Origin of the sequence: Moorena producens 3L, from assembly GCF_000211815.1 — a bacterium.
In the GTDB taxonomy this organism is placed as follows: Bacteria; Cyanobacteriota; Cyanobacteriia; order Cyanobacteriales; family Coleofasciculaceae; genus Moorena; species Moorena producens.
On sequence record NZ_GL890969.1, the window covers coordinates 51,564 to 68,042 of the forward strand.

At 44.4% G+C, this 16,479-nt stretch carries 16 protein-coding genes; 9 read left to right on the forward strand and 7 right to left on the reverse strand.

Features of this window, described 5'->3' with window-relative positions; all coding sequences use genetic code 11:
• Positions 1 to 208 precede the first annotated feature (208 nt).
• Together LYNGBM3L_RS28195 and dndC are read right to left on the reverse strand one after the other, a co-directional pair.
• Entirely contained in the window at positions 209 to 796 is a 588-nt protein-coding gene (locus tag LYNGBM3L_RS28195; protein WP_008189439.1) for a DUF924 family protein, read from the reverse strand.
• Between the two features lie 21 nt (positions 797 to 817).
• A complete protein-coding gene (gene dndC, locus LYNGBM3L_RS28200; RefSeq protein ID WP_008189442.1) occupies positions 818 to 2,368 on the reverse strand; it encodes a DNA phosphorothioation system sulfurtransferase DndC in 1,551 nt (516 codons plus the stop codon).
• 702 nt (positions 2,369 to 3,070) lie between these two features.
• Between dndC and LYNGBM3L_RS28205 the strand changes: the two genes are divergently transcribed.
• Both LYNGBM3L_RS28205 and LYNGBM3L_RS44490 read left to right on the forward strand, forming a co-directional pair.
• Positions 3,071 to 4,672, forward strand: a complete 1,602-nt coding sequence (locus LYNGBM3L_RS28205) for a DGQHR domain-containing protein (protein ID WP_008189444.1) — start codon at positions 3,071 to 3,073, stop codon at positions 4,670 to 4,672.
• Positions 4,673 to 4,745: 73 nt separating this feature from the next.
• Positions 4,746 to 4,901, forward strand: a complete 156-nt coding sequence (locus LYNGBM3L_RS44490; protein ID WP_154659945.1) for a hypothetical protein — start codon at positions 4,746 to 4,748, stop codon at positions 4,899 to 4,901.
• 529 nt (positions 4,902 to 5,430) lie between these two features.
• Here the strand turns inward: LYNGBM3L_RS44490 and LYNGBM3L_RS28210 are convergent.
• Together LYNGBM3L_RS28210 and LYNGBM3L_RS42005 are read right to left on the reverse strand one after the other, a co-directional pair.
• The gene (locus LYNGBM3L_RS28210; RefSeq protein ID WP_008189451.1) at positions 5,431 to 5,910 is read right to left on the reverse strand and encodes a DNA phosphorothioation-associated protein 4; all 480 of its coding nucleotides are present in this window, start codon (positions 5,908 to 5,910) and stop codon (positions 5,431 to 5,433) included.
• A gap of 709 nt (positions 5,911 to 6,619) precedes the next feature.
• Positions 6,620 to 6,808 carry a hypothetical protein gene (locus LYNGBM3L_RS42005; protein ID WP_131827203.1) on the reverse strand — a complete coding sequence of 63 codons (189 nt, stop codon included), beginning with the start codon at positions 6,806 to 6,808 and terminating at the stop codon, positions 6,620 to 6,622.
• Positions 6,809 to 7,214: 406 nt separating this feature from the next.
• Between LYNGBM3L_RS42005 and LYNGBM3L_RS28215 the strand changes: the two genes are divergently transcribed.
• Positions 7,215 to 7,490, forward strand: coding sequence for a hypothetical protein (locus LYNGBM3L_RS28215; RefSeq protein ID WP_008189453.1), 276 nt, complete (start codon positions 7,215 to 7,217; stop codon positions 7,488 to 7,490).
• A gap of 30 nt (positions 7,491 to 7,520) precedes the next feature.
• On the forward strand, positions 7,521 to 8,489 hold the full coding sequence (locus LYNGBM3L_RS28220; protein ID WP_008189454.1) for an Rpn family recombination-promoting nuclease/putative transposase: 969 nt from the start codon (positions 7,521 to 7,523) through the stop codon (positions 8,487 to 8,489).
• Positions 8,490 to 8,707: 218 nt separating this feature from the next.
• On the opposite strand, the gene LYNGBM3L_RS28225 is transcribed toward LYNGBM3L_RS28220, so the two are convergent.
• Positions 8,708 to 9,187, reverse strand: coding sequence for a DNA phosphorothioation-associated protein 4 (locus tag LYNGBM3L_RS28225; RefSeq protein ID WP_008189456.1), 480 nt, complete (start codon positions 9,185 to 9,187; stop codon positions 8,708 to 8,710).
• A gap of 320 nt (positions 9,188 to 9,507) precedes the next feature.
• Between LYNGBM3L_RS28225 and LYNGBM3L_RS28230 the strand changes: the two genes are divergently transcribed.
• From LYNGBM3L_RS28230 to LYNGBM3L_RS28245, 4 genes are all read left to right on the forward strand, one after another.
• Positions 9,508 to 10,929: a DUF2252 domain-containing protein gene (locus tag LYNGBM3L_RS28230; protein WP_131827205.1), complete on the forward strand. Its 1,422-nt coding sequence runs from the start codon at positions 9,508 to 9,510 to the stop codon at positions 10,927 to 10,929.
• Positions 10,930 to 11,100: 171 nt separating this feature from the next.
• Positions 11,101 to 11,418, forward strand: coding sequence for a hypothetical protein (locus LYNGBM3L_RS28235; protein WP_008189459.1), 318 nt, complete (start codon positions 11,101 to 11,103; stop codon positions 11,416 to 11,418).
• 120 nt (positions 11,419 to 11,538) lie between these two features.
• On the forward strand, positions 11,539 to 12,384 hold the full coding sequence (locus LYNGBM3L_RS28240) for a YdcF family protein (protein ID WP_008189461.1): 846 nt from the start codon (positions 11,539 to 11,541) through the stop codon (positions 12,382 to 12,384).
• 43 nt (positions 12,385 to 12,427) lie between these two features.
• On the forward strand, positions 12,428 to 12,661 hold the full coding sequence (locus tag LYNGBM3L_RS28245) for a hypothetical protein (RefSeq protein ID WP_044495218.1): 234 nt from the start codon (positions 12,428 to 12,430) through the stop codon (positions 12,659 to 12,661).
• A gap of 182 nt (positions 12,662 to 12,843) precedes the next feature.
• Here LYNGBM3L_RS28245 and LYNGBM3L_RS28250 read toward each other — a convergent pair whose 3' ends face one another.
• Together LYNGBM3L_RS28250 and LYNGBM3L_RS28255 are read right to left on the reverse strand one after the other, a co-directional pair.
• Positions 12,844 to 13,071, reverse strand: coding sequence for a ferredoxin-thioredoxin reductase variable chain (locus LYNGBM3L_RS28250; protein WP_008189465.1), 228 nt, complete (start codon positions 13,069 to 13,071; stop codon positions 12,844 to 12,846).
• Between the two features lie 213 nt (positions 13,072 to 13,284).
• Positions 13,285 to 15,279 (reverse strand): PP2C family protein-serine/threonine phosphatase, encoded by a 1,995-nt coding sequence (locus tag LYNGBM3L_RS28255; protein ID WP_008189467.1) that lies wholly within the window; start codon positions 15,277 to 15,279, stop codon positions 13,285 to 13,287.
• A 536-nt stretch (positions 15,280 to 15,815) separates the two neighbouring features.
• Here LYNGBM3L_RS28255 and LYNGBM3L_RS28260 point away from each other — a divergent pair.
• On the forward strand, positions 15,816 to 16,247 hold the full coding sequence (locus tag LYNGBM3L_RS28260) for an NfeD family protein (protein WP_044495164.1): 432 nt from the start codon (positions 15,816 to 15,818) through the stop codon (positions 16,245 to 16,247).
• The last annotated feature ends 232 nt before the right edge of the window (positions 16,248 to 16,479 follow it).

Sequence of the window (16,479 nt, forward strand, 5' to 3'; positions counted from 1 at the left end):
TTATACATAGATCGAGAACCACAAAATAATAACTGTTTATTGGCCTTTATAGCATTTTTTCAATAGGTGAGGTACCTTTGGAATTATAGAGATTAGGTAATAGGGAACATAGAAAAAATCCTGTGTACCTCATAACTATGATAAACGCTATATTTGCTGTTAATCGTCGAAAGTGAAACCGTTCAGAGTTAACGTTCGATAATTAACCCTAAAATGATGAACCGGGCAGCTTTATAAATTCCTCCTCTTCTGGAGTATTAATCCGACCAAGGATTTTATTACGATGGGGAAAGCGACCAAAACGTTCAATCACTTCTAGATGACGATAGGCATAATTAATTGTACTGGCACTATCGGGATCATCCTTAAGAGTCGAGAATAATTCAACACAGTAGCGCTGATGTTCGAGATTTTCGCTATGCTCAAAGGGTAAGTAGATAAACCACCGCTGAACTGGTAAGAGTTCTTTGTCAAAGCCTCGATCAACAGCATACTGGGCAGTAGACAAGGCTTTGGAGTCAGTGGCAAAAGCTTGGGGTTGACCCCGAAACATATTACGAGGAAACTGATCGAATAGGATAATTAGCGCTAGGCAGCTATAGGGTGATGTTTGCCAGTTATCTAACTCCCCAGCCACCGCTTGTTGATAGATGTCGAGGAAACGCGATCGCATTTCTTGGTCAAAGTCTGGATTCTTAGTAAACCAGACTTTGCGGGATTTACCATAATCTGCGTCATCCGGCTTACCAAACCAAAAATTTAATATCTGATTAGATCTATCCAAAGCCTTGATCATAAGTTACTCTAGTTTGAATGATTACGAATTGTGGACTGGAAATTTCAAGTTTGCCCAAGCCAGCTGCTTGACAGTGTCAACATCCCCTTCATCAGCAGCTGTTTTTAAATCTCGTTTCAAGTGAGCATTAGCGATCGCATCTTCTTTAGACCGAGAACTAGTGTCAAAGCACCGCTCCAAAGCCTCATAGATCCCAATACGACGAGACCTAGTCACATACTGGCGTTCTGTGTCTAGCAGTTTTGCCATTAGTTCGAGATGCATAGCATCATTGTCACAGATTTCTTCTAAGACCTGCCACTCATCACCACCAAGCAAACGATTTTCAGCGCCAGGACGGATGTCTTTGAAGGGTTCGCCAGTAACTTCTTCATAGATGCGGGGCAAACTATCATCAAATTCGTGTTTTTCTTCTAGCCAGATGCGACGAATCTCACTAAGTTCCTCTTTACTAATCAACGTGATGTCCCCCATATTTTCTGGACAATTCTGACGAACGTCAGTTTCAACAGTAAGCAATCTCCTCAGCCAATACTCCCGTGCTTCTTTGGTATAAGGACCAGGAATCGGCTCAACAGATATTTGTCCATCTAAATTCCGTTCATACAGTTGGACATTACCATTGCTACGTCTAAAATCTCGTCGCTCACGGTTTTCTCCAGGCTCCAACTCCTTGCGCAAATCCAGTAGAGGTTCCAGCCATTCCTTTTCTTCGTCATTATCAATCATTGCTGTCAGGGATTTATCCTGACTCACCAGTGTACAAACCCAGCAACCAAAACGAGAGCTACCACAACTAGGAGTAGAGGTATCCACAACTAATGGACATTCGTTATCAGCACTAGCCCCTCGATACATAGCAAATAAGTCTTTATTGCTGTATTCCCAGGGGTTTTGCCATTGCATGAGATAGAGCCAAACCTCATCATTTTGCCAATCTTCAATGGGGCTATAAACCAAGGAGTTTGGTAAATTCATATTAGGAGTTAGACGAGCACGTACTCGTTTAGCTTCCATTTTTTTCATCCGTCTTGCCCGTTGTTGGCTTTCAGCTTTGCGAGTGCCTAAAACAACAATAGCCTCTCCACTAGATCGGATAACATTCCGAATAAAACGGTTAGAGGGTTTAATTTTCAAACGTTCAGTACACCAGCGAAATTTACCCCGTGGAGCTGGGTAACCTTTACCAATTAAACTTACCCAGTAGGTTTCTTTAACCTCCGGTTGTAAGAGATGGGGTTCAAAGGGCAATCCTTGAGCTTCAGCTGCCAACTTAATCTGTTTTAGGGAATTGCGAACCCAAGCTGAAACAATGGGATTCTCTACTAACGTGTCTGTAGTGATGACATAGATAGTCTTAGTTCGCTGTTCTGGTGGCAGAGCTGCGATCGCATTCCATACCAGCTGTAGAGTTGCGGTGCTATCCTTGCCACCACTATACCCTATAACCCAGGGAATTGCATCCAAGCAGTATAACTGTTGAATTTCAGTGGTTAGAGCAGTAATCTCTTCCACCAGCTCAGCCACAGTGCGATTTTTTGGCTTATTTTCTGAGAGTTTGACCTGATTCATCTGACTTCACGGGAGTAGGGAAACCCCCTCTAGGCAAGAGCGGGGTGCTGACTCTCTGCTAAGACAAGGCTTGACAGATTAGTCCTTTTTTCGAGCTTATCCCAAGTTTTGAATAAAATTTCTTGACAGTGGATCTAACGTTTTTCTTCCTAAAATGGTATGATTAATAGTTTTACTCTATCGAAGCCCGAGTATAGGGAAATAAGCTAATTTGATCCTTAAAAACTTGTGCTAGTCTTAAAAATATTTATCGTAAGCATATGCGCTACGCGCACGCTACGCGAACAGCCATCAGCGGTCAGCCGTCAGCTAAAGGCTCATGCTACGGGAACAGCTTATAGCAATTCTCTATGCCATGAGGTACAAAGGGATCCCCCTAAATCCCCCTTATCAAGGGGGACTTTGAGGTTGAAAAGCGTACCTCATAAATCCTAGAAACGCTATATTTTATTCAAAAGCACCGATTGCGCTACGGGCACGCTGTGCGAACAGTAGCGTGGCACAGGCTTCGACGCTGGGAGGTAGCGCATTAGCTGATAGCTGATAGCTGATAGCTGATAGCTAAATGCTGATAGCTGATAGCTGATAGCTGATAGCTGATAGCTAAATGCTGATAGCTGATAGCTGATAGCTGATAGCTGATAGCTGAATGCTTACTATTTATCGATAGCTTCTACAACGCAGCATTATGGGTTTAAAACTATGGTGATCAAAAGTGCAAATCATCCCAATGACCTGGCCAAGCAAATTCTTGAACAAGAAAACCAAGATCGACAGGCGCTGGCGTTATTGCTCGATAGGCATCTGGCTAGAAACGATCAAATCTTGGTGCAGAAAACTCACATGGGCACTACAGAGGCATTTATTGGCTCAGTCACTCTGGAATGGTTAGCGATTCGGGTTCGCTACGCTTCCCAACTGCCGCTATTTCAGCAAAAGTTTGATCAACAAACGAACAATATCGTCAGAGATGCCGATACTATAGAAGCGCTTCAGCAGCGTCCTCTTGATTGGTCACGTCAAGCTGCTCTGGCTCAATATCTAGCAGCCCGCAAAACTCACAAGTTTCCCCCAGTCCTGGTAGTGCTTAGCTCTGGCTGGGTAGATAATGCCCAGGCTGCTCACTGGGATAAGAATCAACGCGCTCTCCAGTCGGCAGCTGAGTTCACCAGTTTAGATAAAGATGGCACAGTCGGACTGCTTGATGTTTCAGACCATGTTTCAATTTTTGCCTTAGACGGTCAGCATCGACTGATGGGAATCCAGGCTCTGATGGAATTGATTAAAATCGGTACGCTCCAGAAATATAGCAAAGGCAAAAAGCCAATCGGCTCCCTGATTACAGTTGATGACTTGATGGAGGAGTATCACATCTCGCCAGGTTATCTGCAAAGTCTAGCCACAGAAAAAATTGGTATTGAGTTCATTCCTGCTGTGGTTCAGGGAGAAACTCGTGAAGAAGCACGGCGACGCATCCGCTCGATCTTTGCTCACGTTAACCTGATGGCAGTAAGGTTGAGCAAAGGACAACTAGCGTTGCTCAATGAAGACGATGGCTTCTCAATCGTTGCTAGAAAAATTGCCATGAGTCATCCTCTGCTGAGGGAGATGGAAAATCGTAATCCTCGGGTTAATTGGGATAGTGCTACGGTTTCAGCTAAGTCAACAGTCTTGACTACTTTACAAGCTCTCAAACATATATCTGAGCTGTATTTGGGCTACCAATTCCCTCACTGGAAACCTTGTGAGAAAGGTCTAATTCCCATGCGTCCTGAAGATGAAGAGCTAGAGATGGGAACTAAGACATTGACAGAGCTTTTCGACTATCTAGCTAGTTTACCCAGCTATCAAAAGCTCGAACATGGAAAAGAAACACCTCAACTGCGTCGGTTTAACCATGAAAGGGGTGGAGGAGAAGGAAACATGCTATTCCGTCCAGTAGGACAAATCGCCCTAGTTCAAGCTTTGGGTATTCTAGTATTTAACCAGGATTTCTCTCTCAAAACCATCTTCGAGAAACTTCAAAAATACGATGGTTCGGGTGGCTTTAGTCAGATAGATCACCCACAATCCCCTTGGTACGGCATTTTGTATGAGCCAAATCGAAAGCGAGTACTAGTTTCTGGACGAGAGTTAGCCTGCAAAGTGATGTTATATCTTTTGGGTGGTGTTACAGAGCGTATGGAACGTGCTCAACTGCGCATAGCTGTAGCTAATGCCAGGAGTGTTAGCAAAGATCAAGCGATCAGCTTTGAGGGCAAGTTTGTGAAACCGAAGGAGGTAGGATTACCACCTCAGTTGTAACGGAATTACTAGACTTCTTGCAGAAGTCGGGAACAGGGAACAGCGATGCAGCGCGGTCTTGGGGGTTTCCCCCATGAGCGACTGCATCAAGACGGGAACAGGGAACAGTGGACAAGAATTGACCCAAAGCGATGCAGAGGTGCGACCCGTGGCGAATTTAATTCGCCTACGGAAAGCGCACCATTACGGTCTTGGGGAGGCAGCGCGGTCTTGGGGGTTCCCCCCATGAGCGACTGCCGTGGTTTCCCCCAGGAGCGACTGCATCAAGAACACTATCAGAACAATACTTTTGCAAGAGGTCTACTAAAATTAGCAATTACATCCCTGACAAATCCATTGCCGGGTGCATCTCATATTTGCTATTTGACCTGATGGGTGGAACGGGCATCAGGGGTGGAACGAGCATCAGGGGTGGAACCGGCATCTTGCCCGTTTCAATTCCCGGGCAGCAACCCAACACTGCTGAAGAGGCAGAAAATCACGGCGAGCTCTTGGGTGGTGCGTTACGGGCAGCAACCTAACACTGGCGCTCGGTGTTGAACATGATGGCAAGCCCGCCCCTAACGCACCCTACTGGACTGGCACAGCTAAAATAGTGCAATAGCTTTTTCAGCTAAACCCTTGTTAAAACTAGATCATGGTATTTTTATAAAGCAACATTTAAGGTGTGCCAGTCCACTACGCACCTACTGATTGCTGACAGCTGACGGCTGACAGCTGACGGCTGACGGCTGATAGCTGATAGCTGAATGCTGACATTACAAAAATCGACTCAAATCAAACTCCTGTTGCTCATTTTCTATAGATTCTTTCTTCTTATACCTATCAGTATTTAAAATTAACAAAAGTCGCTCGGAATAGTCTACTGCTCCCCGCAACTCATTGCGCAAAATATCAAGCCCTCCATTGGCATACTCCTCAAAAATATAGATGCGTTTTTCCTCAGACTCTTTATCGATAGAAGAGAGAATTTTAGTATCTTTAATCTCAGCGATCGCAATTAATTTAATTACTACCTCATATCCCCTTGAGACAAAAATTTCCAATCCAATCGGACCAGGTTCTCGTTTAGAAATTACCTTCAGGGGCGATCGCTTTTTACGCTTTACTCCTAAAGCAGCTGCAAACACCATCACATCAGCATAAGTCTGAAACGGTCCGGTTTTTCCATCGGAAGCGGTTAGGTCTTTCACCAAAGCCGCCTTATCTTTAGCAACCCTGATTCTGTTTCCAGCCATTGTCTTGGTGTCTAGTTTTATTGACACTCCCCGGTCTAAAGACACGGGGATTCTTAGTTCAACGAGCTGCCTTAAACCGCTATATCTTAATTTTTGACGTCGCCAAAAATTAAGCAATACTTAAACCGAAAACCCGTCAAGACCAAGAATTCAGTTCAATTTACAGCAGACCCAGCGGGCAATTCTTCCTAAGCGTTTAGCGAATTACTGGGAGTGCCTTAAAAAGTCTGTTTCCTCCCTTTTCACTCGGTTTCGGCGTGCCGGAGACGAAACCTTAGAAGAGTGGAGCCTTAATCAAAAAGGTTAAAACTTTTTACTCATAGCCGACTAACTATAAAGGCTCCACTCTTCTTACGGTAACTTCTAACCCCGCCGTACCGTTCTTTTCTCAAAATGTGCAAAGTAATGGTTCACACACCAACGGTTGATTGATGCTTGGGTTTTTAAGGAGGACTTTCCCTACCCTCCGGGCATTACTACTTTCAGGTCATGCAGTGGCGGGTCTCTCTCCCGGTTGCGCCTCGGTTTTTCAGCCTGTACCCATATTTAAAGTATACTCTAGTGCTAGACAATCGTCAACAGGCGGCGCTATTGCCGCTATTCCCTTTCATCCCCGCTCGCTTTGTGACGGGGTTTTCAGCGGTTAGACTTCTATAAATCTTATGCACAAGGCTAAGCGCAAAAAGCTTAACGTGTGCTAGTCCATTTATTATAGCAATTCTACGACTTGTGAGGTACAAATATCTGAGGTGCGACCCGTGGCGAATTTAATTCTTAATACGGAAAGCGCACCTAAGGTTTTAGGGAGCAGGGACTTCGGAGCAGGAAGCAGGGAGCCTCGGAGCAGGTAAGAGAGAAGAGGCAAGAGCCAATAGTCAAACCATTCTGTGTACCTCATGAGTCCTAGAAACGCTTTATACCTTATCGGCGTTGCTGATTCTGGGTATGGTTTCGCCCCCCTAGCGCCCCAATTTTGATGCTGTTGGCGAAATATAAGTTAACATCAATCAGCCGGATTAAGCCATAGTAAGCGTTAAAAAACTATCAGACATTTTCAGGGCTGATCACGGAATACCAAGTCTGTAAGTATTCAGCCGTCAGCCGTCAGCCGTCAGCTAAAAGCTCACGCTACTTGAGGTGCCGTCAGCTGAAGTAACTCAGCATTATTCCAATGCTTACCTGTTTTCTTCAAAAGCACCTCAAGAAGCGTGCGCGTAGCGCATTAGCTGATAGCTGATTGCTGACGGCTGAATGCTTACCCAAGTCAATAAGCCGGTTTAGTCTAGTAACGCCTACAGCTTCCGTTGCCTCAACCCAACCTACCCCATGTACTCAAGTCAGTCAACCAGGGCTATTTGCCTGTGCCACCTATTACCCATTACCTATTACCCATTACCTATTACCCATTACCTATTACCTATTACCCATTACCTATTACCCATTACCCATTACCCATTAACCATTACCCATTACCCATTACCTATTACCCATTACCTATTACCTATTACCCATTACCTATTACCCATTACCTATTACCCATTACCCATTACCCATTACCCATTACCTATTACCCAAGCTAAAATATATGTAGTCATACCAGCACACCAACCATGGCTACCAGACATATACGCTTTGATTGGGCCATCAAAAGACTACTGCGCAATAAAGCCAATTATGTAGTCTTGGAAGGGTTTTTAAGCGAGTTATTACATACACAGATCAAAATCCAAACTCTTCTCGAAAGTGAAGGCAATCAACAGACAGAGGAAGATAAAAGCAACCGTGTCGATATTCTGGCGGAAACCGAAAACTCCGAGTTAGTCCTGATCGAAGTGCAAAACAACTCCCAACTCGATTATTTTCATCGGATGCTCTACGGTGTTTCCCAGCTAGTCACCGAATATCTTGAACAAGGGGAAGAGTACGGTAAAATTCGGAAAATATACTCAGTGAATATCGTCTACTTTAACCTCGGTAAGGGAGATGACTATATTTATCGTCTGCGCTCGGAGTTCATGGGAGTGAATCAAGGAGATATCCTGGAACCTACCCTAGCTCAAGAAAGAAAATATACTATTGAAAAAGTAGCAGATATCTTTCCAGAATACTACCTGCTGAAAGTAAAGAACTTTAAGGGGACAGCGAAAAACCACCTAGACGAATGGATCTATTTTCTCAAAAACAGTGAGATCAAGGATGAATTTGGAGCATTAGGCATGGTGGAAGCCAAGGAAACCTTAAGAGTCAATAATCTCTCCGACCAAGAAAGAGCGGCATACAAGCGTTATATGGATAACAAAAGTTACGAAGCAAGTATCTTGAGTACCCAAGAATTTGAGGCGCAATGGCAAATCGAACAGATTGAACAGGCAAAAATTCGAGGTAGGGAAGAAGGAAAAAGAAGCTTACTATTAGGACAGTTGGAGCGCCGTTTCCCAGAAATAGCCTCACAACTGAGTGCAGCTATCGTTGGGTTGAATTCCCAGGAATTAGATAATTTAGCAGATGCCATGTGGGATTTTCAGACTAGCGCTGATTTGCTTGACTGGCTACAGGAACATTCAGGGTTTGCTGAATAAGTCTGTACTCGGTGCAGGTAGTCGGTGCTAAATTCAAAATTCAAAATTCAAAATTCAGAATTCAAAATGAGTGAAGTAAGCCCAATTACGCACCGGACATTTGATTTTGCGGTACACGTCAGTTCGGGATAAGCTGCGTAGCAGCTTACCATCTCAGCTGTAACGGAATTAGTGACAGCGCCTACAGTTCCCTATCCCGTAAGTGTAGGCGCTAGCTGTCACAAAAATCGACTCAAATCAAACTCCTGTTGATCATTTGCTATAGATTCTTTCTTCTTATACCTATCAGTATTTAAAAGTAACAAAAGTCGCTCGGAATAGTCTACTGCTCCCCGCAACTCATTGCGCAAAATATCAAGTCCTCCATTCGCATACTCCTCAAAAATATAGATGCGTTTTTCCTCAGACTCTTTATCGATAGAGGAAAGAATTTTTGTATCCTTAATCTCAGCGATCGCAATTAATTTAATTACCACCTCATATCCCCTTGACACAAAAATTTCCAGTCCAATCGGACCAGGCTCTCGTTTAGAAATTACTTTCAGGGGCGATCGCTTTTTACGCTTTACTCCTAAAGCAGCTGCAAACACCATCACATCAGCATAAGTCTGAAACGGTCCGGTTTTTCCATCGGAAGCGGTTAGGTCTTTCACCAAAGCCGCCTTATCTTTAGCAACCCTGATTCTGTTTCCAGCCATTGTCTTGGTATCTAATTTTAGTAAATCTTATGCACAATCCTAAGCGCAAAAAGCGTAAAGTGCGGTAATCTATGGATTATACCATATTTATCCCTGAAAACTCCCTTACCTAGCAATAAGCCAACCTTTTACGAACTATGAAACCCAGTAAGCTGTCAAGAAAACTAAACATGAAGAAACGTAAACGAATAGCCTCTTTAGGGATCTTAAATGAATTGTGATAATTTTTGATGCCATATTGCCTGTTCCCAGATCCGCTGTTCCCTGTTCCCTTTGCTATTAGAGATCTATTGCTTGATGTTTCATAGAGTAAGGTAATAATGATGAAGACTTGTAAACAACCAGTTTATGTGAGTGCGATCGCAATCCTACTTTTACTGACTAACCTATCCTGTTCCTCCCCCGACCGACAAGACCCCCCAATGAAAACCAAGGATCGTGCAACGGTAGTCGTGAAAACGATTGAGGAGGCAAACACTGGCATTTCCAAGCAAGATCGAGAAACTAAATATTGCAAAATGGCTTGTTCTAAATTTGTCTTCTACCGTGGCACTAACCAACTATTTTGGAAAGATTTCGCTGGGGATAATCGCCTCAAGGATTTTGGAAATGCCAAAACCAAGATTTGGTTATCGGGGGATATGCATGCCGAGAACTTTGGGGCATATGATAATAATCGAGGGGAAATCGTTTACTCACTCGATGACTTTGATGATGGAATTATTGCCGATTACCAATATGATGTCTGGCGCATGGCAGCTAGTTTAGCATTGGTCGGTCGTCAGAATGGTTTGTCTGCTGAGGAACAGAACAACGGGATTGATGCCTTTAGTGAGTCCTATCTTGATACTATGGCCTCCTATCGCGGTAATGATCGTGAACTGGAGACTTACTTCACTAAAGACAATACTTATGGGAAGTTGGATGACTTCCTAGAAGGAGTCGAAGCCAGCGAAAGCCGCCAAAAAATGTTGAAAAAATGGACAGAACTGGACCCAAATCAGCGTCGCTTCAATCTATCCAAGGTTAAGTTAGGCAAACCTACTGCTTCCGAGCGACAGGATATTGAGAATGCGATCGCAGATTATCAGAAAACCTTGACAAAAAAGTTTAAATATGATAAAAACTACTTCCGAGTCAAAGATATTGCGCAACGTTTACTGGCTGGCACTGGTTCCTTAGGAATACCACGCTATTATCTCCTGATTGAGGGTGAGACCTCTTCCCAGGATGATGACCGGATCTTGGACATTAAATTCCAATCTTCCCCTACTGCCTATGATTACCTGAGTCAGCAGGAACGGGAAAAGTATGATAAAAATTTTAACAATGAGGGTCAACGTCATGCTTTAGCCTATCGAGCCTTAACCAAGCACACCGATAATCACCTGGGCTGGATGAAACTTGGGGATGGGTATTACTCAGTGCGAGAGCGATCGCCATTTAAGGAAACCTTTGATATCACTGAGCTAACCAAAGAGAAACGTTTTGTTAAGCTAGCTGAACAATGGGGTCAAGTGTTAGCAACAGCTCACGCCCGAGCTGACAAAGATTTTGATGCTGCCTTAGTGCCTTATTCCATAGACAAACAGGTGGATGAGTTGACTGACGGTCGCCACAAGGAGTTTCGGCAATTGGTAAGGGAAGTGGCTTTGACTTATGCTGATCAAGTTGAGAAAGACTATGGTTACTTTCTCGAAAAGCTGAAACCCAATAGCTGCTCTAGCGGCACTTGTGACTAATCGTTTTAGTTTAATTGGCTTTGGTAAAATATAATGCGTTGATATGGCACAGGGGGAAGGTTAAATAACAGGATAAGCGGCAAAGGGATGGTCGCGAGCTAGTCCCTATAACCTATAACCTCTAACCTCTAACCTAGAAACAAAACAGCTACATACCTTATATTTAATCACATGAACGGTAAGAAAGACGGTTTTTTAAGCGGGCTTCAAATTTTGGTGTTTTTTATCTTAGCCCTTGCCTTTCTGGGATACCCAATCGAATTCAGCTTACTATTTGGTGGCATTGGCGCTTTCGCCGGTGGTTTGATAGTTGACTGGTGGCACCACCCAGACAAACCCAGGGACTCACAACCCCAGCAAGCAGAGTATACCGAGGAAGGTAGTTCTGACTTAACGGGCATCCGTTTAGCTGTACAAGAACGACAAGCTAGAGAAAAGAGCCGCTCAGAAGGGTCACTCAATCCTATTAGTAGATTTTTTAGACGTTAAGCAAGAGTAATTAATTATTGCTTATTGGTCAAAAGAAAATACCAAGAGATTTAAGCTAGGGCTAATCTAGAAGAACTTGCTTTGGATTGAGTACTTTCCGACTTAGAACTAAAATCTAACATGTTTCTATTTCTCTCAAAGCTATTGCCACTCTTTCTGTATCCCTTGGGCCTGGCTTGTGTGCTACTGGTAGTAGCTTTAGTAATGTCGTGGCGCAACCCTCGCTGGGTTCCGATACCGGTGGCTTTAGCATTAATTGTGTTGTTGGTCTCAAGTAATACTTGGGTGACTAACAGCTTAATACGCTCTCTGGAGTGGCAATATATTCCTAATTCAGAATTACCTGAGGCTGATGCGATTGTGATCTTGGGGGGAGCGACTAAACCACCTTTTCCACCACGACCTACTCCAGAAGTGGATGAAGCAGGCGATCGCGTTCTCTATGGTGCTCAGCTATACCGTGAAGGGAAAGCTCCCTGGGTGATTCCTGCTGGTGGTCGGATTGTTTGGGGTTCCAGTAGTAATAACTCTAGCCAACGACTTTCTTCCGAGTCTGGTCAATCCTCACAACGGTTGGCTCCTGAATCAGAAGACATGGCACAGATTCTAGAAGACCTGGGTGTTCCAAGAGCCGCTATCATTCAAGAGTCTAGGTCTTTAAACACTCACCAAAATGCGGTCAATGTGCGGAAAATTTTGGATCAGCGGGATTTTCCCAAGGTATTATTGGTAACTTCAGCCATCCATATGCCTCGTTCTGTCCTAGTGTTCCGGCGTCAGGGTATTGATGTGATCCCAGCACCAACAGATTTTCTAGTGTCCCAACATGAACTGGATGAACCTAGCAGCAGTAGTCAAGCTGCTTTGCTACATTCTCTGCCAAATGCTGAGCAATTGTCTAGGATTACCCGTGCTATCAAGGAATACATTGGTATAGTCGCTTATCGCATTCGTGGTTGGGTATGACATTATTGCTGAAATATTATCCTTGATTATTTGCCTAGTTACTATGCCAGAAGAATTCCAACGGATTGTCCCAGCACCACCACCAGCAGCCGATATGTTTGCCACTTACCAGCTAGCTTATGACTTTAGCCAGGAAGTAGAGCATCGACAAGAATTTGAAGACTATTGCCAGTGGTATTATTTTACAGCACAAAGCCATCAAGAGGAATTAGAAAAAATGCGCGGTGACATCAACATTTTTCGTTGGTTCAGTCGCCGCAACTCAGAGGTAGATTAGACTACAAGTCTAGCTTATTATCTTAAAAGATGGTTTAACTAATTAAAGTAAACACGGATAGTAATAGATATCAATAGATACAGTAAGAATCTAACTTAATCCTATCCGTGCAGACCTGTTTAAAAATCCCTGTGATGGTGATTATGATTGGTTTCTATAGTATTAGCTAATAATATAGCCGCCTAGGGGATAATTTCTAGTTCATCTTCACGGAAGTGAACTTTTTTAAATTTTTTGTCAAATTTGACTTGTATTGGTAAATTGGCGCTGACGGGCCTACCTTGCCACTCAGAAATTATTCCGGTAACTTCCCCTTCGAGACCTTTAATATCAAAAGGTTTATTTCTGTGTTCGGGATGGGTATATACCACAACTGATTCTTTGACTCGGACGCGATCGCCAACTTTCATATAAGTAACTCTAACTATTATACGGACATCCCTTACCTAAGCTAGGGTGGGCTCAGGCAACCTTCTTATTGTCTCACAGAGTGGGTTGTTTACATTTAGCACAGTTGTGAGCATCAACAAAATTTAGGTTTATTGGAATTGCTTCCCTGGTCTGATGCCGGTGATTATCGGTGAAAATTATAATGTAAGGTTTTTTCACCCTTAGTTTCACCCTTAGTTGTCTGGGAGCTCCTGCTCGGTAGGTGAAGACTGTGGTAGATTTGGATCGGGTGATGGTAAAAAGCGATCGCGCATTTTCTGGAAGCCCTCAGGAGCTAGTATCCATTGGGTAGTCAGTAAAATAGCCCCAGCACCAACTAGTATACCGACTACCCCCAGCAGCCCAAACAAGGCTCTTATCCAATCCCGGTATGAGCGGGTGGTTTCGGGTTTATTATCATTGGTTGTGGTTATTTCCGCTGGTAGTGATGGAGTCAGAGCGGTTTGCTGCCCCAGATTAACCACCTGTAGTTCTTTAGAGCTAGAGATGTCTCCCAAATTTAGCACTGTCGGATATTGGGGAGAGACAGCACAGTATGTTAGCACCACCGAAATGTCATCTTGACCATTATGTTTAAAGGCCAGGTCAATTAAAGACTCAGCCGCCGATTCCACGGAAAGTCGGTGGCTATTGACTTTTTCGGGTAAATCTCGACCAAATTTTTCAATCAAGTTGTTGTTGCTCAAGCCATCGGAACACAGCAGCAGCAAGCCATCTTCTTCCAAAATAAAGCGTCGCACAGTGGGACGAAGTAATTCAGCCTCCTTTGTCCCTAAGGCTTGAGTGAGTGCTTGTGCATCAGATCGCTGCAACGCTTGTCGATAAAGACTACGACCAAGCTTGACCTCCCGAGTAGCCACATCATCATCCACAGTTAGCTGCTGGCAATAGTCGGGAGTAAGCCAGTAAGCACGACTATCTCCTACACTAGCGATATAGATTTCGTGACCATTGGTTTTCCCTTCTGGTGTATTCACCATTTGGGGTAGTTGTAGCGCTAGGGTTAAGGTGGTAGCCATGCGACGCCGGGATTCTCGTTCTTGTTGATCGTTGCGAGAAGAAATCATGTTATTAGCAACCCGGATAATTGCTGATAGATTCTCAGTTACCAGTTCTGGTGTCATCAGCTCCGGATCTTCGTTCAACTCAGCCAGTAATGCCCGAACCTGTAATTTAATCGACTGTAGTGCTAACTGACTAGCAATTTCCCCCCCTTCGTGACCACCAATGCCATCACAAATAATCGACAGGTGGGGAATCAAGGGGTCTTGGGGTTGCTCTGGGTGCTTAATCAAGTCAGCCTTAGTGGGATAGCAACTGTCTTCATTGTGGCTGTGACTTGAACCAGTTGCGGTGATACCAGCAATCTGTAACCGCAACGGGTGCTGAGCAGCTTGCTCAAGTAATAGGTGATTAAGTTGGGATGCGATCGCACTTAAGGAGGGGTGTTCAGTTTGCAGGTGTTGGGCAATAGCTTGTAGCGGATCCGCCACAGAAACTGAAGCTGTGCGACACCAAGCTTCCCAGCACTCTCCTAGCTGTTTAAGACTAGCATCCACAGAGGGTTCACTCACAGAAGTCGGTTCGGCAGGGGAGTCTCGGGAAACCAATGTATCAAATCCCCTATCCTCTAGACCATTAGACGGTACAACTGGTGATAGACTCGTATCAGCCATTGTATCGCGATATAATTCCCGCAGTCGCAGCCGCCACCCTTCAACTCGCAAATTAGTTGGCACTAACAGGCTAGAAGCCACACCCAATTCTGATAAGGGTATCCATAATTCCCAAATTTGCCAAAGCCAATAGACTTGACGCACTGCGGTAGCAGAAGTCCACATCGACTCCATTGAGGGATATAAGTTGCCATTGGCATCAATGGGGGCATTTTCTAGCAAAATGACTACATCTTGACCAGGTGTAGACAGAAAATTCCGTTGCTGTGGCAACTGGCATATCCCATAAACCTCTGGCACATGGAGGCAGTGGGGATACAAGCGTAGGTAAGGAAGGATATGGCCGTTGATTTGTTCGGGAAAATCCGGTGGCAGTTCTGGCTGCATATCCTGCCAAATTTGCGGGGCAACTACCTGGTAGCGGTCTGCCACTTGTTCTCCAACTGGTAGCTCTACGGCAGCAGAACCAACTGCCCAAAGATAACGATCCACGGCTAATACCTATGAAGTTAATTTACGGCTATACGGTCAAATTCTAGACGGCTGAGATAAATTAGCATTGGTCCGCGCTTATGCCCCACGTCCCCACTTGCATGTCGGCGTGGGATGAATGGCAGACAAGAACTTTGATACTTTGTGATCATCTATAATGAACATAGTAGGGTAATCAAATTAAGAGCTAACCGCCACCTACTACCTAAAAATAGAACTTTTTTGTATTGTTCCGGCGCGGAGGGGCATCTCGTGTCGTAAATATTGCTTGCCGAACGCGCCCCGCGTGGCCTACGGCCTTGTATCCGTTCCCGTTGGGTGGAGTTGGCAAGAAGCCTACACTGACTCGGCGAGTTCAGTTTAGGAGTATGTCACAAGAGGGGTTGTTTGAGCTTTTAAACATTTTCTCTCAAAGTTGTCTAGTAGATTCAAGAAAATTAACATAACTCAGCAACCTATATCTTTGTCTGACGTCAGACAAAATAAATTAGAGTTACCCGCAACTACTTACCCCATACCCTGTATATTATGAGCCGATGGTAAGTTCCTCGATGCTTTGGCTAATTGCCGGGTCAATGCTGTGCTTAGTCGAGCTGTTTGTGCCAACAGCATTTGTTGCTTTCATGATGGGCATCAGTGCTTTGGTCGTAGCATTTGTGATCTCGATTTTGCCCATATCTTATACCCTACAAGTGGGGTTATGGTTGCTGCTTTCCACTGCCTCAGTCTTTTTATCCCGTCGCCTGATGCCCCCTGCTAGAGTGGGCAAAAATTTGGATGCGATGGAAGCTCAAACCTTGACAGAAATTCTGCCAGGGCAAACTGGGCGGGTACTCTATGAAGGCAACTCATGGCGTGCCCGTTGTGAAGACTATGCAGATGCGATCGCACCCAACCAAAAAGTCTACGTAGTGCGTAGGGAAGGCACTACCCTGATTGTTGTGCCTCATCACCTATTGCATGACTGAAGTTGATCGACCAAGGGTGCTCTGCCAGGTTCAGGGGATAGTGATGGGTTAATAGGGTGATGGGGTAATAGAGTCAACGGTAGATTTATTACTCCCCCTAGTGACTAGTTGTTGGGAGTCTCCCTTCTAACCCAGTCCACTGTTTTTTGACAAAAGATAGGTTAAAAAGTCAGGTTGGGCAGATGGGAATAGAGTCAGCTTCAAGCACTTGAGAATCAGACTAAATCAGTTT